The organism is Ruegeria sp. BE1, assembly GCF_056538885.1.
Window position 1 is genome coordinate 38,504 of sequence record NZ_JBQFTY010000008.1, and the last position, 22,791, is coordinate 61,294.

The window sequence follows — 22,791 nt, forward strand, 5'->3', positions numbered from 1 at the left end:
CCGTGTCAAACGGTTCCGCCCAGCGACCCTTCCAGTTGGGCCAGTTCCTGTCCACCAGCCATGAGGTCCTGCAGTTCTTCGGGCGAGATTTCACCGCGTTTTGCAGTGCCAAGGGTCTGTCCCCTGTTCAACACGGTAAACCGATCCCCCACGGCCAGCGCGTGTCGCACATTGTGGCTGATAAAGACCACGCCAACCCCCTGACTGCGCACCTTGTCGATGGTCGCCAGAACGTTTGAGGTCTGACGCACCCCAAGGGCCGAGGTCGGCTCGTCCAAGATCAGAATCTTCGCGCCAAAATGCACCGCACGGGCGATGGCGACCGTCTGGCGTTCACCCCCTGACAAGGTGCCTACGGCCTGATCGGGGCCCCGCAAGTTGATGCCCATTTTGCGCATCTCTTCCATGGTGATTTCATCGGCCAGTTTCTTGTCGAAGAAGCTGACCCCGGCGACCTTTTTCGTCGGCTCATTGCCCATGAAAAAATTGCGGCTCACGCTCATCAGCGGGATCATGGCCAGATGCTGGTGCACTGTCGCAATCCCCGCCGCAATCGCGTCGCGCGGATCTTCGAAATGCATTGGTTTGTCTTCGAAAAAGATCTGACCCGCCGTTGGTTTGTGCACCCCCGACATGGTTTTGATAAAGGTCGATTTTCCCGCACCATTGTCGCCTAGCAGGCAATGACACTCACCCGGCTTCAGATCAAAGCTGACCCCGGCCAAGGCGATCACCGAGCCAAAGTGTTTCTGGATATCTACCATCCGAATGATCGGAGCCTGTTCCTGCGCGTCGCCGTGATGGAATTTGGTATCTTCGGTCATCTCAGCGCTCTCCTGTGATGATGCGGCGGATATAGGTGTTCAGGATCACCGCACCCAGAAGGATCACACCCAAAAACACCCGGAAGAGTGAGCTTTCAACCCCCGCAAAGAACAGCCCCTGCTGCACCACGCCAAAGATCAATGCCCCCAGGGCCGCGCCCAGAACCGAGCCATAGCCGCCAGTCAGCAGCGCGCCACCAATGACCACGGCGATGATCGCCTCAAATTCCTTCAGCAAGCCGCGATCTGCCCCAGCCGAGCCGAACTCCATCACCTGACAGGTAGCGAAAACCGTGGCGCAGAAGGCAGTGAACATGAACATCAGGATTTTGACCCGGTTCACCGGAACGCCTGAATTCCGCGCCGCTTCGGCATCACCGCCGGCAGCGAAAATCCAGTTGCCGAACTTGGTCTTGGTCAACAGCACGTGGCCGAAGATGATGATGACAATCGCCCAGATGATCAGCATCGGAATGCCATCCACCACAGGCTGACCCGCGCGCGTGCCGCGTTCAAAGGTCTCGATTATGCCCGCGTCACCCAGCCAGACAAACAGCCCCTGCCCGACTTTGCCGCCAAAGACCGAAGCCAGCCAGTCGCCTTCGGCCACATCACGGATACCGCCGATGATGGTTTTGCGTTCGATGGTTTGGGGTAGGTAGATGGTGAAGCCGCGCAGGATGAACAGAAAGGCCAGCGTCACGATAAAGCTGGGCAATCCGGTGCGCACAACGATGTAGCCGTTCACCGCACCGATTGAGACACATAGCGCAAAGGTCACAATGATCGCCATCCAGACCGGCCAGCTGAGCGTGACTGAAAAAATCGCAATCATCATCCCCGCAAAGCCGATCATCGAACCGACGGACAGATCGAACTCACCCGCGATCATCAGCAGGCAGGCGCCTACGGCAATGATCATGAACTGGGCCGAGACAATCGACCAGTTCATCACGCCCTGCGCGTTGAACATGCCGCTGTCAAAGGCGAACAGCAGAAAGAATGTGAACACGGCGACTGTGCCGACCATGCCGCCCAGTTCAGGACGGATCAGGGCCTGGCGCAACGGTGAGATCTCTTTGACCCGTTCGTCGCCGCCCGCTGCGGATTGCGCTGATTCAGCCATGGGTGCCTCCCCTCGCGCTATAGAATGCTTAGATTATGGGGTGCGGACGCAAACTCGGCGCCCGCACCGATCAGAAGATCAGCGGTATTCGCCCGCGAATTCTTCGATTTTCTCCAGCCCGTCTGCGGTCACGAAACCGGGGCCCGAGTTGATGTTGTTGCCCGGCAGAACGCCATAGCGGTGGTAATTGGCCATCACGACAACCGGCAGATAGGCCTGCAGGAACGGCTGCTGGTCGATGCCCCACTGGATCACGCCGCTTTTGATACCTTTGACGATTTCACCACCCAGATCGAAGGTGCCGAAATAGATGTCACCGGCCATGCCGTTCTCTTCCAGCGCCAGAATGGTCGGATCAGCCGAGGTCGGCCCCAGGGTCAGAACGGCATCCGTATCGGGGTTGGCTGACAGATAGGCCAGAACGCGGTTCTTGATCTCGGCCGGGTCCTGACCAGCGTCGATCATCTGCTCGCCCAATTCCACACCCAGACCGTCGGCAAAGCCCTGACACCGTTCCTGGCTGGAAGGCTGCACGATATAGTGGTTCACACACAGGAACGAGCCGACCCCGTCGCCCTTCGCCCGCAGACCGGCGGCGTAACCAGCGTCATATTCGGGCTGACCCACATACATCAGCGCACCCACTTCGCGCGCCTTTTCCGGCGTGCCGGTATTCATGATGATCACGTCGATTCCTGAATCCACGGCGGCCCTGATCGGACCTTCCAGAATGTCGGGATCAGCCAGCGTAGTAATGATCCCATTCGGACCCGAGGCAGCGGCCTGATCGATAATCCGCGCCATGTCGGCCAAGTCGCCAGTAGGTGGGTTGCGGTATTCAACTTCGACGCCCATCTGGTCACCTGCGAGGGCAATACCGTTCTTGATGGTGTTCCACCAGCTGTCACTGTCGGGGGCGTGGCTGACCAGAATGTACTTTTCACCCTCGGCCGCCGCACCGGTGACACCGGCAAATGCGACGGCGCTGGCCATCAACACCCCTTTTACGAACTTATTCATTTCCATTCCTCCCAATAGAAAAGTTAGTCTTTATGCCAGTTGCGCCCTGTCTTTCGGCTCAACCGATTCTCCTGTGCCCCGATCAGCGACCGGAATTGTTCCAGTTTCCGGATATCCAGCAATTTTGCAACCGGTTTCAAAAAACCTCCTCCATCGCAACGGGGCGACCTGTGCGCGCGGACCGTGTCGCCGCCTCGGCCATTGCAAGGGCGGCAACGCCATCCCGCAGTGTCACGGGCATCTCAGTGTCCGTTTGCAGAGCCTCAACAAACGCAGCCCATTCAGCCCGATAGGCATTCATATAGCGTTCGAGGAAAAAATATGTCGGTTTCGCCCCTGTCACTCCGCTGGCTGTCGAGGTCACGACCGAATGTTCCAGAACGTTTTGCGCCTGCAAAAGCCCCTTGGACCCAAGCAGTTCAACCCGCTGATCATACCCATAGGCCGCACGGCGCGAGTTTTTGATGACCGCGATGCTGTTATCTGCATAAGTCATTGTAACAACGGCGGTATCATAGTCTCCGGCTCGCCCGATTTCGGGATCGATAACCGAGGTTCCAACGGCGTGTATCTCAACGGGCACCTGCCCGGTCAAAAAACTCGCCATGTCAAAGTCGTGAATCATCATATCCCGAAACAGACCGCCCGAAACCTTGACATAACTGACCGGGGGCGGCGCGGGATCGAAGGACGTGATCGACAACAGCTCGGCCCCGCCAACATCACCCGCAGCATAGGCCGATTTGAGCGTTTGAAAATTGGGGTCAAACCGGCGATTAAAGCCCACCATTACGGGCTTACCCGTCGCCTCAGCCGTCTTTTGGCAGATTTTTGCGCGTTCAAGGTCCAGATCGACGGGTTTTTCGCAAAGCACAGCCTTGCCCGCCTGGGTTGCCTTCTCGATCAGGTCGGAATGCGTGTCCGTGGGCGTTGCAATCAAAACTGCATCAATCGACGCATCGGCGATGATCTCATCGGAACTTGCCGCCCGCGCGCCAAACTCGGCCGCTACATTCTCTGCCGCATCGGCAAGCGCGTCCGACACTGCTGTCAGTTTAGTTTGAGGATGCGCGGAAATCGCTTTGGCATGCACACGACCAATTCGTCCAGCGCCTAGCAATCCTATCCTGAGCATTGGTCACCCTCGAATCCACGGTTTCGGGGACACAATCACCAGTTTTGCAACCGGTTGCAAGTTTTTTCTGAGCGCGCCGGAAATCAGCTCATTCGCGCTGACCCGCTATAGGCCAAAGTCAATACACAGCCTGCCGGTTACGTCCCCGGCCCGCAAGCGGTCAAGCGCCGTGTTGACCGCGTCCAACGGCAGCGTTTCAACATCGACATTCAAAGGATGACGCGCCGCGAATTGCAGAAAATCCACCAGATCCTGTCGCGTTCCGACCGACGAGCCAAACACCCGGTGTCCACCATCAATCAACCAGAGCATCGACAGGTCCACCGGCTCATCCACCAGCGCGATTGCCACAATGTCACTCAGCGGATTTACCGCGTTCTGGATCGTCTCCCACACTTTGGGAGAGGGCGCGAAGTTCAGCGTGACATCCGCACCGCCCGCCTTACGGACGGCTTTTCCGGCCTCTGGCCGCGCAAGAATAGCGCAATCGGCCCCAAGACCAGTGGCGATGTCCAGCTTGGCGGGATCCTGATCCACAACGATCACCTGCGCGCCCCGGGCTTTTGCAATCAGTATAGCGTATTGCCCCAACCCTCCGGCCCCGATGACCAGCACGTTTTGCCCGGCTTCCAGCTTTGACCGCCCCAGCGCACTCCAAGCAGTCAGACCCGCGCATAACAGCGGCGCGCCTTTGACGGGGTCGATTGCACCGGGAATTTCGCAGGCAAAGCGCGCATTCAGCACGGCATATTCGGCAAAGGCACCGTTTTGCGCAACGCCGCGTGCCTGTTGCGTGCTGCAATAATTCTCAAGCCCCGTTCTGCAAGGCTTACAGTCAAGACATGTCTCAAAGAGCCAAGGTAATCCGACACGCGCGCCGATCCCGGGCGCATTCCGCACTCCTGCGCCTGTTGCGACGACCCGTCCGATGCCCTCATGCCCCAGAATTCTGGGATAGGCATCATCCGGCAGACCGCCATCGCGCAAATGCAAATCGGTGTGGCAGACGCCACAGCTTTCCAGCCTGACCAAAAGTTGATCCGGCCCGATCCGCGGCAGCGGCACCTCTTTGACAATCAAAGGAGCCCCGGGGCCGGTACAAACCGCCGCTTTCATTACCTCTGGCAGATCCGCCATTAGGCCGTCTCCTTACCATCCAGCCACGCCCGAATGATCGCGCGGTGGCGATCGTGGCCGTAGCTTGGGAAATGGCCGCCGTGAACCGTTTGAACCGGCAGATCGTACAGACGCACCATGGACCGGTAATAATCCTCTGCATTGCTGTGATACGTGTCTTCGATCAGCTCACCATCATAAACAATGTCGCCGGAAAACAGGATGCCGGTTGCCGCCTCCCACAAGGCGATACCGCCCGGAGAGTGACCCGGCGTGTGAATGACCTCGAAATGACGATCCCCCAGATCAACGATATCGCCATCATCCAGCAGGCGCGTCGCCTTTGCGCCAGTGACAGCATAGCTGTCGGAGCGGTACGGCGCGGGTGGCAAACGGTCAAAGATGTCATCTGTCACGTAAGGATCGGCCAGAGTGGACACACGGGTCGGATCGGCCAGAATATCGGCCTCATCCCTATGCACCGCGCGGTCTTCGAACTCATGATGACATCCGATATGGTCGAAATGCGTATGGCTTGCCACCGCGGTCAAAGCCCGCTCGGTCACCAGCGGCACCCATGTCCGCAGCGATACAACACCCATACCGCTGTCCACCAGCATATCGCGATCCCGTCCGCGCACATGCCACATGTTGCACCGATAAAAAGGCGTGATGAACGGCTCATCAATCAGGGTCACATCCTGACCCTTGCGTGTGGTTCTGTACCAGTCTTGCGGTTGCGCGCGCTGCATCAGATCTCCTCCGGTTCAAACAGACGGACGTTTTCGACCTCAGCTGAAAGGTGGACGGTGTCGCCTTGCGTCCAGGGGCGATCCGGTTCCAAATAAGCTGTCAGGCTGAGGTCCGGCGCGCGCTCGGGTGCGAAATGGACCCGGCAATAGGTTCCGAAAAACGCGGCTGAGGTTATTGTGGCCGGACCCATCTGGAACGACCCCTGATCATCGGCACGAATGTCCTCGGGTCTCAGACAGATTGCGACGGTGGGTGATGCGGGGACATTTTCCCCGGGCAAAAAACCAAAGGGGGTGGTCACGCCATCTGCTGCTTTTTTCCCTGTGATGTGGTTGTTTTCCCCCATGAAATCAGCGGTGAACAGCGTGGCAGGATGCCGGTACACCCGGTCCGGTGTTCCGTGATCTTCGATGCGACCCTTGCTCATGACGACAATCCGGTCGGCTATGGCCATGGCTTCCTCCTGATCATGGGTGACATGGACAAAGGTTGTGCCGATCTGCCTTTGAATGCTCTTGAGCTCATCCTGCATCGAGCGCCGCAGCTTGAGGTCCAGCGCCCCCAACGGCTCGTCCAAAAGCAAGACATCGGGATTCACAGCCAAGGCCCGCGCCAGTGCAACGCGCTGACGCTGACCACCGGACAATGCGTGGGGACGTTTGTGGGCGGCGTCTTTCAGGGCCACAAGTTCCAGCATCTGTTCGGCGCGGGCGTGGCGGTCTTTCCGGCCCATACCCCCCATACGCAGGCCAAAGCCCACATTGTCGCGCAGGGACATATGGGGGAACAGGGCGTAATCCTGGAACACCGTTGTCGTCGGGCGTTTGACCGGCGCGACCCGGGTCATGTCCTGCCCCCCGATCAGGACGCGGCCCTGGGTTGGTTCCAGAAACCCGCCCAGAATGGACAGCAAGGTGGTTTTGCCGCAACCGGACGGACCCAGCAGCGTAACATACTCACCCGCCTTGATCTGCAGGTCGATATCCGACAGCGCCTGAAACTGCCCAAACCGATGGTTGAGACCCGAGAACGTTACCGACGCAGTCATTGGCGGCCTTTCCGAAAGATGGTGAGTTCCAGCAACAGGACAACAGCCACCGAGATAAGGAACACGAAACTGCCGATTGCGTTCAGTTGCGGCGACAGGCCCGATCTGAGCAGCGACCAGATTTCAACCGGCAGGGTCACATCAAAGCGCGTCAGAAGGAATGAGATGATGAACTCATCCCAACTTAGCGTAACTGACAGAAAATACGCCGCCGCAATCGACGGCAGCAGCATTGGAACGGTCACAAGCATGATAACCTGTGGTTCGGACGCGCCCAAATCCCGGGCGGCGCGCTCGGCGTTCTGTTGCTGCGCCCCCATCGAGGCATAGATGATCGCAAAGGCCAGCGGCAGGTTGATGACGACATGCCCGATGGCTGCCGTCCATAGCGAAATGCCAAGCCCCGTGCGCGTCAAAACGATCAGCAGCCCCAGCCCGACGATCAGATAGCTGACCGTCAAAGGAGCAATCAGCAGCCCCCGGATCAACGCCGATCCAGGCAACATGTGCCGCGCCAACCCATAAGCTGCCAAAAAGCCCAAGGTCACGGCAACGGCAGATGACCCGAACGCCACGATCAGCGAGTTGCGCAGAGCGGCCATCAGATCCTCATCCCCCAATATCGTCTGGTACCATTTGAACGACGGGCCGTTGAACGGCGGCACCGGCAGCGTGCCGTCCTGCAGCGAAAACAACACCAAAACGCCGACCGGCAGGTAGATGAAGACAAAGGCCACAATCAGGTAAAGCCAGGGCAGAACACGCATCATAGACGGTCGATCCTCAGCCATTTTGCTGACAGGAGGTAGGCCAGTGCTACGATGCTCATCAGCACGATTGCGAGGGCCGAGGCCAGTGGGAAATCAGCGCGCCGGCCTAGTTGAACCATTATGATCTGGGGCACCGTCAACTCGGTATTGCCGCCCAGTATCTGTGGGGTCACGTAATCCCCGATACACAGCACAAATGTCAGAAAAGCACCGGTTACGATGCCCGGCAGGGTCAGGGGCAGGATCACATGGCGGAACGTCTGAAATGCGTTCGCGCCCAAATCCATCGCGGCCTTGCGATAGTTTGGCGACAGCTGGATCAGGTTTGCATAGATCGTCAGCGTCAACAGCATCACGAAGAAATGCACGAACCCGGTGATGGTGGCAAAGCGTGTGTTCGCCAGAGTCATCGGTTCAGCGATCAACCCGATCCAGAGAAGGGTTTCGTTGACCACACCTTCGCGGGCCAGAACCAGCAACCAAGCATAGGACCGGACGACGTAAGATGTCCAAAACGGCAATATCGCCAGCAACAGGGCCAGCCGCTGCCACCGTTCCGGCACGCGAAAGGCAATGACCCACGCCAGTGGATAGGCCAGAATAACCGAGATGGCTGTGACGGTCAGTGTGATCTCAAGCGAAACGATTATCGCACGCCACAAATAGGCTTTCTCAAACAGCTTGGCATAGTTCGCAAGTGACAGGTCCCAGACAAGCGTTCGCCCTTCGAGCGACGCAAAGCTCATGGCGCCCATCACCAGAAAGGGCACCACGAAAAAGGCAACCGTCCAAAGCAGGGCCGGGGTGACAAAGCCCCAGCCCCGAAACTGATCTTTGGGCATGGTCACTGTTGCAGAGTTTCCAGCCACAGATCCTGCATTTCGATGTCCAGATCGGCGTCCGGCGCCGGGTACAGCTGTGTGAGGGACAGGTAATCAGGCTGCTGATCCCAGCGCAGGATTTTTTTCTGCTCATCCGTCAGAACATCCCCGGCCTTGGCGTTTGCGGGCATACCCCAAAAGCAGGACGATGTCGCCAGACGCGCCTGCCCTTCGGGGCTGGTGATGTATTTGATGAACTCAACCGCCAGATCAGGGTTTTCCGCCCCCTCGACAACGCCGATGGACTGGGCCCACCGCACAGCGCCTTCTTTTGGGATGGTCCAGGTCAGTTCTGGCTGTTCCGATGCCAGCACCGCTGTCAGCCATTCGCCTCCGCCGACAACGATATCGACCTCGCCGGTGGCCAGAGCCGTTTGCGCGGCAACAACCCCCGCGACCGATGCCGCGCGGCTGCGCATGGTGGACAGGACGTCTCCGATTTTCGCCAGATCGCCCGCGCCTATAGCGTCGGTCGCAATCCCGTCGGCGATTGCGGCCAGACCCATGACAGGCAGATAGTAGTCATAGATCGAGATGCGGCCATCGTATTTCTCGGACCAGACGCTGGCGAGGCTTTCCATATCCGCAGGATCGACCTTGCTGGAATTGTACGAGATCGTGTTGTAGCCGAATTTCTCGGTAACGGCATAGGTCACGCCGTCGATGGTGTTGTTTTCCGCCATGACCACCTCGGGGAAGTAGTCGGCAGTGGAAATTGCGCCCTCGGGCAATGGGGCCAGCACACCGGCCTCGACCGCGCGGAAAACGTCGATCCCATCGACCACCAGCACGTCCCAGTCGCCGGGCCGGGACTGTTCCAGCAGCGCCAGTGCCGCGCCGGTCCCCTCATATTCGCGCAGATTGACCTTGACGTTATGTTCCGCCTCAAAAGGTTCAATCAGTGCGGGGTCCGTGTGGTCGCACCACACCAGCGCATTCAATTCGCCCTCAGCCCAGGCGTGACCAGCCATCAGAGCCAGTGCCGATACACCAAGGATTATCCGTCTGGTTTGCATTCGTTCATCTCCTGTTGATTTCGGGTCGCCCGGTTTTTCAGTGGGTCTGTCAGAAAAAACTTGAACAGCCTCACCTTTATAGTCAACTCTAAATTTGTTTTTACGCCAAACGAGGTCGGATTTCCCCATGGCAGGATTAAGAGAGCGGCAGAAAGCGGCGCGAGAACGTCGAATCCTTGAAGCCGCATCTGCAAAGTTTCGGACACATGGATACCGATCCGTTCGAATCGAGGATCTGGCGGAAATGGCCGAAGTGTCGGTTGGCACGGTCTATAATTACTATGAAACCAAGGGCGACATTCTGATCGCAACCGTCGCGATGGAGGTCGAAGAGGTCATCGCCGCCGGCGCCCCCATTCTGGACGAACCGCCGGCGCGCGTCGAAGAGGCCCTCCTCGCGCTCATCCATCAGTATTACGACCATTCGCTGGAATATCTGTCCAAAGAGATGTGGCGCACCGCGATTGCCCTTTCTATCGAGTACCCCGACACCCCCCGAGGCCGCCGTTACGCGGAACAGGATCGGCGGCTGGCAGCGCAAGTGACCGAGCTGATCGCGGTTTTGCAACAGCGCGGACAGGTGCGCAAAGGCTTGGTCCCGTCTGATTTGGGCGCGCTGATCTTCAACGTTCTGAATCAGGTGTTCATAGAATTCGTCAAAACGGATGAAATGACCCTGCTCCAGCTGAAGGATCAGGTTGCTGGCCAGATTTTACCCGTGGCGCATCTGATCGCCGAGCAGTCGATCGAGTGATCAACCCGTTGAGCGGAAAGAAGGGACTGAGCCTGTCGGCCATCATCGCCGCGATCTGGCGATGATGGCGCTTACAGGTTTTATCGCCAAAAGCGGGCAGCGGGACAAGATCAGAACGACCAGCGTATCCCTGCCTGAAAGTTCGGCCCCTGCGCCCCCCCGCCGATTTCCTGTTCGGCATTGGCCCGGAACAGCATGTCAGGCGCAAACTCGTGCTCATAACCGATCAGAACGCTGCCCCCGCTGAAGTCGTTTGAGGCAAAAGACAGGCTCTGGGTTGAAGAGAATACCGTGATATCGGCGTCAGTCTCACCCAATTCGCGCCGCACGACACCGGACACCTGACCGATCAAAACGCCACCAGTGCCGATTTCCCTTTCCAAATCAACGCCAAGGCGCGCCTCGATCACTTCGGTCGTGCTGTCCCCGACCGTGGCATTCGCGGCAGAGCCGCTTTCGGTATAGCCGTCATCCATCTGACTGGTGTACCGCAGGTCACCAAAACCAATCAGCGAGACAGCATTGCTGACGTCAAATGGCCGCTCTACCCCCAGATAGGCGGTAATCAATGTGCTATCGTATTCTCCCTCAGCATCGGCACTGCCGGTGATTTGACGGGACCGGTCGGTCGACATCCAGCCGAAACCCACGCCCGCTTCAACCGTCGTCAGGCCGAATTGGCGGCCGACAGAGGCATCCAGATAGACGCCATCAGTATCGAAGCTTGTGGTATCCGTGTCTCCGTCTGACCGGAACACGCCCAAACCCAGGGCAAGTGACACGCCATTGTCCAACTGCCCGGAATACCCCACGCTGCCATTGAACAATGCAACATCAGTATCTGTGCCTGCATCGTTTTCGAACTGCCGCGACGCGCCGTCGATCATCACATACGGGCGGAATGGTCCAAAGGACACCGCTGACACCCGCCCCGTTGCTGAGCTACGCGTGACCTGCGCCTGACGATCATAGGTCAACGCATTGACCGATCCGTTGACGGCTCCACCATAAAAAGCCGTCAGTTCGGCCGCATTCAGCAGTTCCGAGGCATCAACACTGGCATAGACAGGTGCCGCGCCGCCTTCGTCCTGAACAAACCAGGCCGAGCGCCCGTCCGAAACCGTGGTGTTGAACGCACCGGACCCGGCCGCTGCATCTTCGAACCGAAAGATCGCACTGCCGCCATTGGCATCCAGATTGACGTTATGGTCCTGCACACGGATCAGCCCGCCGACCCTATCGGTGCTGACAACGTTCAGCGTGCCATTGCCCGTTCCAAGATAGATCGCATAGGCATCGCCTGAGGCAGACATCGCCGATATGTCACCGACAGCGGTGATTTCACCGTCGAAATTTTCGAAGTACAGCCCATAGGCATTAACCATATCCCCGCCTGTCGCGGTTGCCTGAATGACACCGCTGTTGGCGAAACTGCCTTGCATATCCTCAATGTAAAACCCGGCGGCCATTCCGCCGGCGCTGGATGTAGCGTTGACAAGCGCCGCTGTTGCCGTGACAGAGCCTGTGTTGGACACATTGCCCGCCATCGTATCATACAATGAAACGGCCTGCGCCCGCGCGCTTTCGGCGCCCTGGGCAAAAGCCACGATGCCGCCATCGTTTTGCACCAGACCGCTGGTGCCACCTGCGACGTACAGGCCATAAGCCTGCGCATCAGAGGTCGATGAATTGGCCCGAACCGCGATTTCCCCCCCGTTTCGGACATCGCCCGTCAGCCCGTCTTCGGCATAGATCGCGGCGGCGCGGGCCTGTTCCCGCGCATCGGTCTGAACGCTCATAGAACCGGTATTGCTGAGGCTGCTGTTCGCGTCTTCGTGGCCAAAATACACCCCAAACCCATGGGCATATTCATCATCAGAACTGGCCTGCACCAGGACCGAGCCGGAATTCGTGATGTCCGCATTCACCTGATCGATTCGCGTCAGCAGGCCATAGGCGACGGCCTGCTCGGTCCCTGCATCCGCCACGGCGTGGATCGTTCCAGAGTTAGTGAATGCGCCGGTCCATTCCCGATTGACGTAGACCCCTGCAACAGTCGCCCGGGTCGCGCCGACACCCTGAACTGAGATCACGCCCGAGTTGACGATATCCCCGTCCAGACCCGACACCACCGAAACACCATAGCCAAGCGCGTCATTCGCTGTACTTTGCGTCACAACGGAAATCGCGCCCGAATTCACAAATGCTCCCAAGAACATGCCGTCGACACGAAAACCTGCAGCCTCTGCCGTGTCCACTCCGACCGCGGATACAGAAACCACGCCCTCGTTGAGAATCTGGCCAGTCATGTCGGAGAGCGAGGCCATGCCATAGGCATACGCAACCGACGAAGAAACGGCCGCAACCTGGATCGAACCGCTGTTGGAGACGTTGCCATTGAGGCCGCCGCCTATGCGGTATCCTGCGGCATCGGCAGTATCCGACCCTGCATGCGCGATGGCCATGATGCTGCCGGTATTGGTGATGCTGCCCGTCAGGCCGCTTGTGATATCGACACCGTTTGCCCGAGCGCTGGTGCCGCTGGCGTCGGCGCGGACCTTAATACTGCCCGCGTTTCCAAGATCGCCTGTCAGCCCGCCCGCAATGTCGATACCATTGACAGAAGCATCGTTCGCACCTGACACCTGTACGGTGATAGAACCGGTATTCGTGACCGTACCTGTCAGACCGCCACTGACGTCAAACCCATCGGCACGCGCCTCTGAGGACCCTGTCGCAACAACGGTGACAGTGCCTGAGTTCATGAGGTTTCCATCCATCCCACCGGCGACATGCAGGGCTTCGGCAGACGCCCGGCTAAAACCCGCTTCGGCGGCAACGGATATCGTGCCGGCATTTGCAAACATTCCCTCGAACCCGCTTGAAATGTTAAAGGCATCGGCTTCTGCCAAAGTGCTGCTCACCGATCTGATTGTTACCGTCCCGCTATTCGTGACATTTCCGGCCATACCGCTGCTGACGTAGAATCCATCAGCATCGGCTTCGCTCAGGTCACTTTCTGCCGATACGGTGATGGTACCGGAATTCAGGAAATTTCCAGTCAAACCGCTGCTGACATAGAATGCGTCGGCATCGACCGAAGACAGTCCCATGGCGTTTACGGTCACCATATTGGAATTTGTAATAGTCCCGGTCATGCCCCCGCTGACATAAAACGCATCTGCATCCGTGTTATCGGAACCACCTTGGGCGTTAACCACAACGGTACCTGCGTTCCTAAAATCGCCGGTCAGTCCGCCTCCGACGTTTATGCCAGCCGCATCTGCCGGGTCTGCCGCAGCGTCGGCTTTGGCCCCGATATGACCTGAATTGGTGATGTTCCCTGTCATGCCGCTGGTGATGTCGAGGCCGATTGCAAGGGCGCTGGACCCGCCCGCCTCAGCCTGCGCGGTAATGGCGCCTTGGTTATCCAGATCACCTATCAAACCGCCGGCAATATCTATGCCCTTGGCCGAAACTTCGTTTGTACCCGATGCACTTACGGCAATCGTACCGGTGTTCGAGACGGACCCCATCAGGCCGCTGCTGATGTCAAATCCGTCCGCGCGCACCTCGGTTGTACCTGTTGCCACTACGGTCACGGCGGCAGAGTTCGCAATGGCACCCGTCATGCCTCCGGCGACATGCAGCGCCTCTGCCGAAACTTCGCTGCCGCCATTGGCCGTCAACGAGACATTTGCCGCGTTGCTGAAATTGCCCTGGAACCCGCTGGATACATAAAAGGCGTTGGCATCTACCTCGGACGATCCGTTGGCTTTGACCGTAACTGCGCCCTGGTTCGCGATATCCCCGGTCAACCCGCTGCTGATATAGAGGGCGTCCGCATCTGCTTCGCCCGAGTTGCTTTCAGCGCTGACCATAATGCTGCCAGAGTTCAGGAAACCGCCATTCATGCCGCCGCTGACATAAAATCCGTCAGCATCGGCTTCGGTCAGATCACTCACCCCGGTAACAACGAGGCTGCCCGAGTGCGTGATATTGCCCGTAAGACTTCCGCTGACACAAATGCCATCCGCATCTGCGGCTGAGGACGCGTTGACCGCGACGGTCATGGTGGCGGCGGTCGAAAGCCCGCCGGTCATGCCGCCTTCTACCAAGTGTACCGCCGCTTTGGCATCCGACCCCGCACCCGATTGCGCCACAACCGACACGGTTCCTGCATTCGAATAGCTGCCATCTGCACCATTTGAAATGAACGATCCAAAAGCCGACGCCGCAGAAGAGCCGATCGCCGTGACTGTCAAAGTCCCCGTTGTTTGGAAATCCCCCGTGATGCCCTGTTCTATCTGAATCCCTGCGGCAAACACACTGTCGGTTGAATTCGTTGTCGAGGCAATGATCGTACCGCTATTGATCAGAGCTCCGTTCAGTGCGCCTTCGACCCGGATTGCGGCGACGGACACATCCGTTCCACCACTTACCACAGCCCGCAACGTTCCGCCTTCATTGGTGATTGGGCCGCCCACGTCGCCCTCGACCAAGACCGCATAGGCGCGACCGATGTCGTCACCTGTATTTACTTCGGCGTTGATTGTTCCGCTGTTTGCTATCGGTCCGGCGACATCGCCGCCGATACGAATTCCCGCAGCGGTCAGAAACGCGTCATCACCCGCTGCGATGGCCGAAATCGCGGCGTCATTGGACACACCGCCGCCCAGGTTGCCTGTGATGTTGATCCCAACAAGCTCACCACCATAAGAAGCGTCTTCTGTGGTCAGAGTGATGGTGCCCGAGTTCGCCACATCCCCCGAAACCGCCCCGCGCACATTCAGACCATAGCCAAACACGGTGCTGTCATCCGACGTTGCATCAACCGTGATCGTGCCGCTGTTTGTAAAGCTTCCGTCCAAATCGCCCGCCACGTTGAACCCACCAGCGCGAACAATAGTATTTGCACTTGCGTCGATGGCGATCGTGCCCGAGTTTTCAATATTGCCGGTCATGTCGCCACCGACAGACAGAGCATAAGCAGAATAGGGCGACGAGTTGTCCCGGTCAGAGACACTCGTGACCTGAATGCTGCCGGTGTTTTGGAAATTTCCGTCCAAGGTCCCATCCAGCAGATAGCCCGCTGCAGCCTGCACGACACTGCCGCTGGCTGACGCGGTCAGGGTGCCCGAATTTGTAATGTTTCCAACCGTGTTTCCGGTAATGTACAAACCGGCCACGTTCATCTCACCGGTTTCGGATTGCGCCTCAGCCGTGATGGAGCCGCTGTTGCTGAAGTTTCCGTTCAGCCCGTTTTGAAAGTGATAGCCATAGGCCGTCCCCCGCGTATGGCCTTGCGCCTGGACTGTGAGGTCGCCTCTCTGGTCTACATCACCTGTCACAAGATCCGCCACCGCAAAGCCCGTCGCCGTGGCCCTGACCGCAAACATGTCGACCGACGCCTCGACAGTGCCCGAATTCTCAATTCCGCCGGTCAGAGCGCCTTCGACCAAAACACCCGCTGCCGATTGCGTGTAGGCATTGACCGAAGAAACACTGATCGTGCCCGAGTTTTGCAACGTGGTTTCAGCATCCCCGCCCAGCAGCACACCGTGTGTTTCGACAGTTGAGAAATAGGAGCCGAAATCGGATTGGACCGAAATAACCCCCGAGTTGGAGAAGCTGCCGGTTGACGCAATGCCCTGCTCGAATTGCACCCCGTTTGCCGCAATCGGGTCTGAACCTGCGTTGATGTCGACTGTCACGGTGCCGGTATTTGAAAAACTGCCAGCCAATGCCCCAACGCCGTGCACGCCATTGGCAACAAGGTCGGTGACCGACGTGCCGCGATCGACGCTGACCAGGATGGTGCCGTTGTTCACAATCTGCCCGGTCGATGTGACATCGCCGTTCAGCAGAACTGCGGTCGCGCTTGTCTGGTGCGCTGTGGTGCCTGAGGGAAAGGCCGTCAGTGTATTCGAAATCGTGCCATCGTTGGTCAGGGTGCTGGAGTAATCCGGCACAATGGTGACCGTAGGTGTATTCGTTGTCGCCGTATTGACCGCGCCGGTTGCAGTGATCGTCAGGTCTTCGTCGGTCGTTATTTGAACCGCCGTCACCTGCGGAGAGGACACAACCGTTTGCGCCAAGGCCCCGGACCCGAGTGTTGCCAGTCCGGAAAACGACACCGCAAAGACCGAAGGAGCGATACTGGCAACCGTGCCCTTCCATTTAACCAGCCGACCACCTTTGGCCACCTGCGCCTGCGCGCGATGTTGTTTTAGCACCGTATTCACCTTCGACCCCTTTGACGTCTTTTTATTTGGACGGTTTTTAGTTCAGACCGTCTGGTCTTCACTTGTTCGCGATGCCGCGTTGAATGACCAGCACATCTGTACCCTGCGCACGCTTTGGGCATGCTTGGGTTGCGCAACTGCAACGCGAACTGAGTTTTGGCTGTTCAGTTTTCGAAATCCAGCCGTCAGAGTTTGCCTGACTCTGTCGATCGGATCATCCCGTGTGCCGGTCATTTTAGCTCTTCGCCCAAAGCCCGGAGTTGGGAACATCAGTGGCCCTACAATAACCGCCAACACAAGTATCGCACGAAAAAACCGGGCCAAATGGCCCGGCTCACTCCTTTTACAAAATGGTCTGTGTTATTGGACGTCGTTCACCACGAGTTGTAAGACAGGTACTTGCCCGACATCTCGACCTTGACCCGGTCGCCCTTTTCATTCGGCACACGGGTGACCTGCATGTCGAAGTCGATGGCCGACATGATGCCGGTTCCGAATTTCTCTTCGATCAGCGCCTTCAGGGTCGGGCCATAAACGCCAACGATTTCATAAAACCGATAGATGCAGGGATCGGTGGGGACGCTTTGTTCCCAGACCTTTGTGGGCGGCTCGGCCAGTACGCTCGCGGCCTCTTGCGGCAGGCCCATCAAGGTGACCATGGCGTCGGCCTTGTCGGCGGGGAAAGCGTTCATGCCCATGCAGGCCGAATGGGTCCAGACCGGCGACATGTCGATCTTCTCGGCGATGCCTTCCCAGGTCAGGCCAGCCTGTTTCTTGGCCGACAGGATCATCATGGTGACATCTTCTTTGGTCATCATGGCGGGGATTTCGATTGTGTCTTTCATTGGGGTTCCTCCTGATTTGAATGTCCGTGCGCGGGGCTTTCAGTCGTTGACGGCCCGCAGTTGAGGGTTGGTCTCAGCTACATCGGGGGCCGGGTCCGTCAGGTCGATCACAACGGATTCTGGCCGCTGCGCCGCACCGTCGCTGGCCTGACCGGCGAGTTCCTTGGAACGCTGTCCAAGGAACTGCACCAGATGGTTGCGGATCGCGTAGTAATTGGGGTGGTCGACGATTTCCGTCCGGGTTCGTGGCCGGGGAATGGTGATCTCGACCGACTCGGCGACCCGTGCAAACGGGCCATTGGTCATCAGCAGGATGCGGTCGGCCAGCAGGATCGCCTCATCAATGTCATGGGTAATCATGAAGACTGTCTGCTCGGTTTCGCCCCAAACCTTCAGCAATTCGTCCTGAATCGTGCCCCGGGTCAGCGCGTCCAACGCGCCGAAGGGTTCGTCCAGCAACAACAGCTTTGGCTGGTTGGCAAAGGCGCGCGCGATGGACACACGCTGCCGCATTCCGCCCGACAACTGGCTGGGCTTGCGGTGTACCACATCGCCCTCAAGCCCCACCTTGGCCAGAAAGGCGCGCGCGTGTTCTTCAACCTTGGCGGCGGGCCAGCCGGGATAGCGGGCTTTGACGCCGAAGGTCACGTTCTTGAGCGCCGACAGCCACGGCAGCAGCGAGTAGTTCTGGAACACCACGCCGCGATCCAGCGAGGGGCCGGATACTTCGAACCCGTCCATCTTGACCACGCCTGATGTGGGCTCCGCCAGACCGGCCAGGATGTTCATGATGGTCGATTTTCCACAGCCGGAATGACCCAGAATGCAGACGAATTCGCCTTTTTCGATGCCAAAGCTGGCGTTTTCGAAGACGGTCAGGGTGCCGCCCTGACCGTCGGGGAACTGCTGGGTCAGCAATTCGATATTCAGAAACGGTTTGCTCATGAGTGTTGTTCCTTATTCGGCATAGGCAACGGCGCGCTGCAGGTAGGCAAAGGCCGAATCCAGCAGCATGCCCACAATGCCGATCATGAGGATGGAAAAGATCACCGAGGTGAGGTCGAGGTTGTTCCATTCGTTCCACACGTAATAGCCAATGCCGGTCCCACCCACGAGCATCTCGGCCGCAACGATGACCAGCCACGCGATTCCGATGGAAATCCGCATACCTGTAATGATCGTTGGGGCAGCGGCGGGCAGAATGACGGTAAAGGCGGTGCGAAACGGCCCCAGTTCATGCGTGCGCGCGACATTCACCCAATCCTGCCGGACACCGGCGACGCCAAAGGCTGTGTTAATCAGCATTGGCCAGATCGAGCAGATGAAGATCACGAAGATCGCGCTCGCCTCGCTGTCCTGAATGATGAACAGGGCCAGCGGCATCCACGCCAGTGGGGAAATCGGCCGAAGCACCTGAATGAATGGGTTGAACGCCTTGTAGGCGACCTGACTCATCCCGATCAGAAAACCCAGCGGGATCGCCACAAGGGCAGCCATGAAATACCCGGCCAGAACACGATAGATCGAATAGCCGATCTGAATGCCGATCCCCTTGTCGTTGGGGCCGGCGTCATAGAACGGGTTCGAAAGCTGCTCCCAAGCTTTGGCGATGACCTGACTTGGGGGCGGCACACCGGCCTTTTGCGCCCCGCCACCGGTCAGACGTTCGTATTCGGTGAGTTCTCCGGCAGCTTTCTGGGCGGGAATGGCGGCCTCCCATATCAGAAGGCCAACCACCAGCATCACCACCGACAGCAGCGCCGCGCGCTGATTTATCGAGAGGTTGTCCAACATTTACGACGCTTTCCCGATTGCAAAGCTGGACACATATCCTTCGGGATCTTTCGGGTCGAAGGTCTTGCCCATGATGGTGTGGGATTTATAAGTCACGTCCGGCGCGTCATAGCCCAGGTCGGTCATGATCTTCTTGGCATCCGCAGCCAGATAGACCTGCTCGGCCACACCTTTGTAATCCACATCGCCTTCGATATAGCCCCAACGCTTCATCTGCGTCAGAATCCAGACACCCATCGAGTGCCATGGGAAAGGATCGAAATCGATCCGGTCGGGCACTTGTTGCACCTCGCCCAGCCCATCGGCATAGGTACCGGTCAGGACCTGCTCGATCACAGGCACCGGCTGGTTCAGGTAGTTGGTTGGCGCAATCGCTTCTGAGATATCCTTGCGGTTATCGGGGTTCGACGCGAATTGCGTGGCGTCGATGATCGACTTGAGCAGCGCGCCATAAGTATTCGGCAGCTCGGTCGCAAAACTCAGCGGCGCGGCAAAGGCACAGCAGGGATGGCCTTCCCAGATGTCCTTGGTCAGGGTGTGGATAAAGCCGATCCCCTCCCACACGGCGCGCTGGTTAAACGGGTCCGGCGACAGATAGCCGTCGAGGTTTCCTGCGCGCAGGTTCGCAACCATCTCTGGCGGGGGCACAACGCGGATCTGGATATCAACATCGGGATCCAGCCCAAACTCGGCCACGTAATAGCGTAGCAGGAAGTTGTGCATCGAGTATTCGAACGGCACGCCGAAGGTGAAGCCCTTCCACTGCTTCGGATCGCGCTTGTCCAGATGTTCATTCGACAGAACGATGGCCTGCCCGTTGATGTTCTCGACTGCAGGCATGATGTAGGGCGTTGCGACCGAACCCGCGCCCATGGTCATCGCCAATGGCATGGGTGTCAGCATGTGGCTGGCGTCATATTCGCCCGACAGCGACTTGTCGCGGGCCACGGCCCAGCCGGCTGTTTTGATGACCTGAGCATTCAGGCCATAGCGTTCATAGAATCCCATCGGTTGCGCCATAATGATCGGCGTGGCGCAGGTGATCGGAACAAAGCCGATGTTCAGGTCGGTCTTCTCGGGCGTGCCCAGATTGTCCAGGATGGCGGCCTTGGCCTGTTCCAGCGGAAAGACCGAGGCCAGCGCCGCCGCAGCGGTCCCGCCGCCCAGCATCCCCATGAACGACCGACGGTTGATGTCGCTCTGCCCAAACACTGACCGCACAATCGCGCTTTCGACCACGCGTTCGGTCATCTGTTCCGAGGTCATAACCTCGGGCTCGGCATAGTCCTTGTCATGGCCGTGGCCGGACAGGCACCCCTCGCAACCGCAATCGGCCCCGTGGCGCAGGTCGGTCTTTGCGGAAAACGGATTTCCAAGGCTCTTGATCGTCATGGTTTTCCCCTTGTGTCGGTTAAGTTGCCATGATGGTGCCAGTCGAATTTCGCCCAAAACAGCAGCCGCACAAAATTTGTGCGCAATAGAAAATGACTTTTAATCAATGATATAAGCGTCCAACTCTGTGCACATGGTTACGATCTTTCGTAAATTACGAAATCTCGAATTCAGATGCCGCGCCGCAGCACTAGACTGTGGGTATGACGCTTACCTTGTTGCCCCCCGATTCCATTTTGCACGCGCTGCCCGAGGCGGCGCTGGTGCTCGACACCTCTACTGACCGAATTGTGGACTGGAACACGCACGCCCGGGATTTTCTGGATGCAAAGCCGCAAGACGACCCCCTGCCCTTCTCACGCTATTTGCAGTCAGCGCTGCCAAAATTCGTGGTGTTCATCGAAGAGATCGATCACCGCAGCGAAAGCTGGACCCGCGATATTCCCCTGACCTCGACACAGGGCAAAACCAAACGCTGCGAGCTGCGCGCGCGGCTGTTGACGGGCAAGTCGGGGTGGCTGATGATGACGCTGACGGATCTGGATGCGCTGGATCATCGGGCCGAACTGACCGCAATGGCCGAGACCTTTCGGGGCGGGATTCTGGAGTGGAAGCGGACCGAAGGTTTCTTTGCGGAACTGGAGCGACAAAACCAGCTGATCCTGAACGCGGCCGGCGAAGGCATCTATGGCGTCAATGCCGAGGGCAAGACCACCTTCGTCAACCGCGCGGCACAAGAAATGCTGGGCTGGACCACGCAGGACCTGTTGGGCAAGGACATCCATTCGATGATCCACCACCATCATTTGAATGGCGAGGTTTACCCATCGCAACAATGTCCGATCTATCGCTCCTTCCGGTTCGAACAGGTCAACCGGATCGAGGATGAGGTGTTCTGGCGCAAGGACGGCAAACCAATCCGCGTCGAATACGTGTCGACCCCGATCTACGACCAACAGGTTCTGGCCGGAGCGGTGGTGATCTTTCGCGACATCACCGAACGCAAAGAGAACGAACGTAAACTGCGCGACGCGCTGGATGAGGTCGCAGCGCTGCGCGACCGGTTGGAGCAAGAGAACGCCTATCTGCAAGAGGCGATCACGTCGGAACGGGCGCATCACGACATTATCGGCACCTCGCCTGCGATCCGCCAGATCGTCACGCGGATTGATCTGGTCGCCGGAACGGATGCAACCGTGCTGATCTCGGGCGAGACGGGCACTGGCAAGTCTCTGGTGGCGACCGAAATACATAAGGCCAGTCCCCGCGCCCGCCGGCCGCTCATTCATTTCAAATGCAGCTCTCTGGCCCCCGAAGAAATTGAGGCCGAGCTGTTCGGACAGGTGCGCGGCGCCCCAAACGGCGCCACACGGGATAAACCCGGCAAACTGGAACTGGCCCATGGCGGCACATTGTTTTTAGACGATGTAGAAGAGCTGCCGCTGGAGATTCAGGGCAAGTTTCTGGCGGTGCTTCAGAACGGGGTCGTCACCCGGCTGGGCGACACACGGGAAAAACCGATCGACCTGCGCGTCATCGCCGCGACCTCGTTGACCGAGGCGCAGGCTCGTCGTGCCGATCGCATTCGCGAAGACCTGTATCTGTTCCTGAACGTGTTTCCGATCACTTGCCCGCCTCTGCGCGAACGCCGCGAGGATATCCCGCATTTGGCCGCGCATCTGCTGAAGATCGCCGGTCGCAGGCTTAACCGACGGGTGCCCGTTCTGACGGAACACGGGGTACAACAACTGCAAAGCTACGACTGGCCCGGAAATGTGCGCGAACTTCACAACGTGATCGAACGTGCCGCTATCGTTTCGCAAGGCGCAAAGCTGGTGGTCGAATTGGAGGGGGCTGTATCAAGCGTACAGGCAAGCACGTCCTTTCGCACCGAACCCCAAATACAAGAACTCATCCGGGCGAATTTGATTGCCGTGTTGCGCGAAACAAAGGGGGCGGTTTCCGGGTCATCCGGCGCAGCGGCATTGCTCGGCGTTAAGCCGACGACGTTGTATTCGCGGATAAAATCGATGAAAATAGCAGACACAGAATGGCAATAAGCCAAGTTTCCA

Annotated in this window: 17 protein-coding genes; 2 read left to right on the top strand and 15 right to left on the bottom strand. The window is 58.3% G+C overall.

The features are described 5' to 3' along the window. Nucleotides 1-5: 5 nt before the first annotated feature. The 10 genes from ACR0J5_RS18980 to ACR0J5_RS19025 all read right to left on the bottom strand — a co-directional run bounded on the left by ACR0J5_RS18980 (nucleotide 6) and on the right by ACR0J5_RS19025 (nucleotide 9,689). Nucleotides 6-824 carry an ATP-binding cassette domain-containing protein gene (locus tag ACR0J5_RS18980; RefSeq protein WP_480656181.1) on the bottom strand — a complete coding sequence of 273 codons (819 nt, stop codon included), beginning with the start codon at nucleotides 822-824 and terminating at the stop codon, nucleotides 6-8. Nucleotide 825: 1 nt separating this feature from the next. After that, nucleotides 826-1,950 (bottom strand): ABC transporter permease, encoded by a 1,125-nt coding sequence (locus tag ACR0J5_RS18985; RefSeq protein ID WP_480656183.1) that lies wholly within the window; start codon nucleotides 1,948-1,950, stop codon nucleotides 826-828. A gap of 78 nt (nucleotides 1,951-2,028) precedes the next feature. Beyond that, a complete protein-coding gene (locus tag ACR0J5_RS18990; protein WP_480656185.1) occupies nucleotides 2,029-2,970 on the bottom strand; it encodes a sugar ABC transporter substrate-binding protein in 942 nt (313 codons plus the stop codon). A gap of 136 nt (nucleotides 2,971-3,106) precedes the next feature. Beyond that, complete coding sequence (gene iolG, locus ACR0J5_RS18995) at nucleotides 3,107-4,105, bottom strand: inositol 2-dehydrogenase (RefSeq protein WP_480656187.1); 999 nt, start codon at nucleotides 4,103-4,105, stop codon at nucleotides 3,107-3,109. A gap of 105 nt (nucleotides 4,106-4,210) precedes the next feature. Continuing rightward, complete coding sequence (locus ACR0J5_RS19000) at nucleotides 4,211-5,242, bottom strand: alcohol dehydrogenase catalytic domain-containing protein (protein WP_480656189.1); 1,032 nt, start codon at nucleotides 5,240-5,242, stop codon at nucleotides 4,211-4,213. Then, complete coding sequence (locus ACR0J5_RS19005; protein WP_480656191.1) at nucleotides 5,242-5,973, bottom strand: MBL fold metallo-hydrolase; 732 nt, start codon at nucleotides 5,971-5,973, stop codon at nucleotides 5,242-5,244. The genes ACR0J5_RS19000 and ACR0J5_RS19005 overlap by 1 nt, the downstream gene beginning before the upstream one ends. Next, a complete protein-coding gene (locus ACR0J5_RS19010) occupies nucleotides 5,973-7,022 on the bottom strand; it encodes an ABC transporter ATP-binding protein (protein ID WP_480656193.1) in 1,050 nt (349 codons plus the stop codon). The genes ACR0J5_RS19005 and ACR0J5_RS19010 overlap by 1 nt, the downstream gene beginning before the upstream one ends. After that, the gene (locus ACR0J5_RS19015) at nucleotides 7,019-7,792 is read right to left on the bottom strand and encodes an ABC transporter permease (RefSeq protein WP_480656195.1); all 774 of its coding nucleotides are present in this window, start codon (nucleotides 7,790-7,792) and stop codon (nucleotides 7,019-7,021) included. Before ACR0J5_RS19015 ends, ACR0J5_RS19010 begins: the two co-directional genes overlap by 4 nt. After that, nucleotides 7,789-8,634, bottom strand: a complete 846-nt coding sequence (locus ACR0J5_RS19020; protein ID WP_480656197.1) for an ABC transporter permease — start codon at nucleotides 8,632-8,634, stop codon at nucleotides 7,789-7,791. Before ACR0J5_RS19020 ends, ACR0J5_RS19015 begins: the two co-directional genes overlap by 4 nt. 2 nt (nucleotides 8,635-8,636) lie before the next feature. Then, nucleotides 8,637-9,689: an ABC transporter substrate-binding protein gene (locus tag ACR0J5_RS19025; RefSeq protein ID WP_480656199.1), complete on the bottom strand. Its 1,053-nt coding sequence runs from the start codon at nucleotides 9,687-9,689 to the stop codon at nucleotides 8,637-8,639. Nucleotides 9,690-9,816: 127 nt separating this feature from the next. Here ACR0J5_RS19025 and ACR0J5_RS19030 point away from each other — a divergent pair, with 127 nt between their 5' ends. Further along, nucleotides 9,817-10,443 carry a TetR/AcrR family transcriptional regulator gene (locus ACR0J5_RS19030; protein ID WP_480656201.1) on the top strand — a complete coding sequence of 209 codons (627 nt, stop codon included), beginning with the start codon at nucleotides 9,817-9,819 and terminating at the stop codon, nucleotides 10,441-10,443. 110 nt (nucleotides 10,444-10,553) lie between these two features. On the opposite strand, the gene ACR0J5_RS19035 is transcribed toward ACR0J5_RS19030, so the two are convergent. From ACR0J5_RS19035 to ACR0J5_RS19055, 5 genes are all read right to left on the bottom strand, one after another. After that, nucleotides 10,554-16,688: a hypothetical protein gene (locus tag ACR0J5_RS19035; protein ID WP_480656203.1), complete on the bottom strand. Its 6,135-nt coding sequence runs from the start codon at nucleotides 16,686-16,688 to the stop codon at nucleotides 10,554-10,556. Between the two features lie 374 nt (nucleotides 16,689-17,062). Beyond that, a complete protein-coding gene (gene cynS, locus ACR0J5_RS19040) occupies nucleotides 17,063-17,533 on the bottom strand; it encodes a cyanase (protein ID WP_480656205.1) in 471 nt (156 codons plus the stop codon). A gap of 39 nt (nucleotides 17,534-17,572) precedes the next feature. Beyond that, nucleotides 17,573-18,478: an ABC transporter ATP-binding protein gene (locus ACR0J5_RS19045; RefSeq protein WP_480656207.1), complete on the bottom strand. Its 906-nt coding sequence runs from the start codon at nucleotides 18,476-18,478 to the stop codon at nucleotides 17,573-17,575. A gap of 12 nt (nucleotides 18,479-18,490) precedes the next feature. Next, the gene (gene ntrB / locus ACR0J5_RS19050; protein ID WP_480656209.1) at nucleotides 18,491-19,327 is read right to left on the bottom strand and encodes a nitrate ABC transporter permease; all 837 of its coding nucleotides are present in this window, start codon (nucleotides 19,325-19,327) and stop codon (nucleotides 18,491-18,493) included. After that, nucleotides 19,328-20,719 (bottom strand): CmpA/NrtA family ABC transporter substrate-binding protein, encoded by a 1,392-nt coding sequence (locus tag ACR0J5_RS19055; protein WP_480656211.1) that lies wholly within the window; start codon nucleotides 20,717-20,719, stop codon nucleotides 19,328-19,330. A 203-nt stretch (nucleotides 20,720-20,922) separates the two neighbouring features. Between ACR0J5_RS19055 and ACR0J5_RS19060 the strand changes: the two genes are divergently transcribed. Continuing rightward, nucleotides 20,923-22,779, top strand: coding sequence for a sigma 54-interacting transcriptional regulator (locus ACR0J5_RS19060; RefSeq protein WP_480656213.1), 1,857 nt, complete (start codon nucleotides 20,923-20,925; stop codon nucleotides 22,777-22,779). Nucleotides 22,780-22,791 lie beyond the last annotated feature (12 nt).

What these genes read in the sequence shown, in the direction of transcription:
- ACR0J5_RS18980 (WP_480656181.1), bottom strand. Translation starts at nt 824, where the DNA reads ATGACCGAAGATACCAAATTCCATCACGGCGACGCGCAGGAACAGGCT.
- ACR0J5_RS18985 (WP_480656183.1), bottom strand. Translation starts at nt 1,950, where the DNA reads ATGGCTGAATCAGCGCAATCCGCAGCGGGCGGCGACGAACGGGTCAAA.
- ACR0J5_RS18990 (WP_480656185.1), bottom strand. Translation starts at nt 2,970, where the DNA reads ATGAATAAGTTCGTAAAAGGGGTGTTGATGGCCAGCGCCGTCGCATTT.
- iolG (WP_480656187.1), bottom strand. Translation starts at nt 4,105, where the DNA reads ATGCTCAGGATAGGATTGCTAGGCGCTGGACGAATTGGTCGTGTGCAT.
- ACR0J5_RS19000 (WP_480656189.1), bottom strand. Translation starts at nt 5,242, where the DNA reads ATGGCGGATCTGCCAGAGGTAATGAAAGCGGCGGTTTGTACCGGCCCC.
- ACR0J5_RS19005 (WP_480656191.1), bottom strand. Translation starts at nt 5,973, where the DNA reads ATGCAGCGCGCGCAACCGCAAGACTGGTACAGAACCACACGCAAGGGT.
- ACR0J5_RS19010 (WP_480656193.1), bottom strand. Translation starts at nt 7,022, where the DNA reads ATGACTGCGTCGGTAACGTTCTCGGGTCTCAACCATCGGTTTGGGCAG.
- ACR0J5_RS19015 (WP_480656195.1), bottom strand. Translation starts at nt 7,792, where the DNA reads ATGATGCGTGTTCTGCCCTGGCTTTACCTGATTGTGGCCTTTGTCTTC.
- ACR0J5_RS19020 (WP_480656197.1), bottom strand. Translation starts at nt 8,634, where the DNA reads ATGCCCAAAGATCAGTTTCGGGGCTGGGGCTTTGTCACCCCGGCCCTG.
- ACR0J5_RS19025 (WP_480656199.1), bottom strand. Translation starts at nt 9,689, where the DNA reads ATGCAAACCAGACGGATAATCCTTGGTGTATCGGCACTGGCTCTGATG.
- ACR0J5_RS19030 (WP_480656201.1), top strand. Translation starts at nt 9,817, where the DNA reads ATGGCAGGATTAAGAGAGCGGCAGAAAGCGGCGCGAGAACGTCGAATC.
- cynS (WP_480656205.1), bottom strand. Translation starts at nt 17,533, where the DNA reads ATGAAAGACACAATCGAAATCCCCGCCATGATGACCAAAGAAGATGTC.
- ACR0J5_RS19045 (WP_480656207.1), bottom strand. Translation starts at nt 18,478, where the DNA reads ATGAGCAAACCGTTTCTGAATATCGAATTGCTGACCCAGCAGTTCCCC.
- ntrB (WP_480656209.1), bottom strand. Translation starts at nt 19,327, where the DNA reads ATGTTGGACAACCTCTCGATAAATCAGCGCGCGGCGCTGCTGTCGGTG.
- ACR0J5_RS19055 (WP_480656211.1), bottom strand. Translation starts at nt 20,719, where the DNA reads ATGACGATCAAGAGCCTTGGAAATCCGTTTTCCGCAAAGACCGACCTG.
- ACR0J5_RS19060 (WP_480656213.1), top strand. Translation starts at nt 20,923, where the DNA reads ATGACGCTTACCTTGTTGCCCCCCGATTCCATTTTGCACGCGCTGCCC.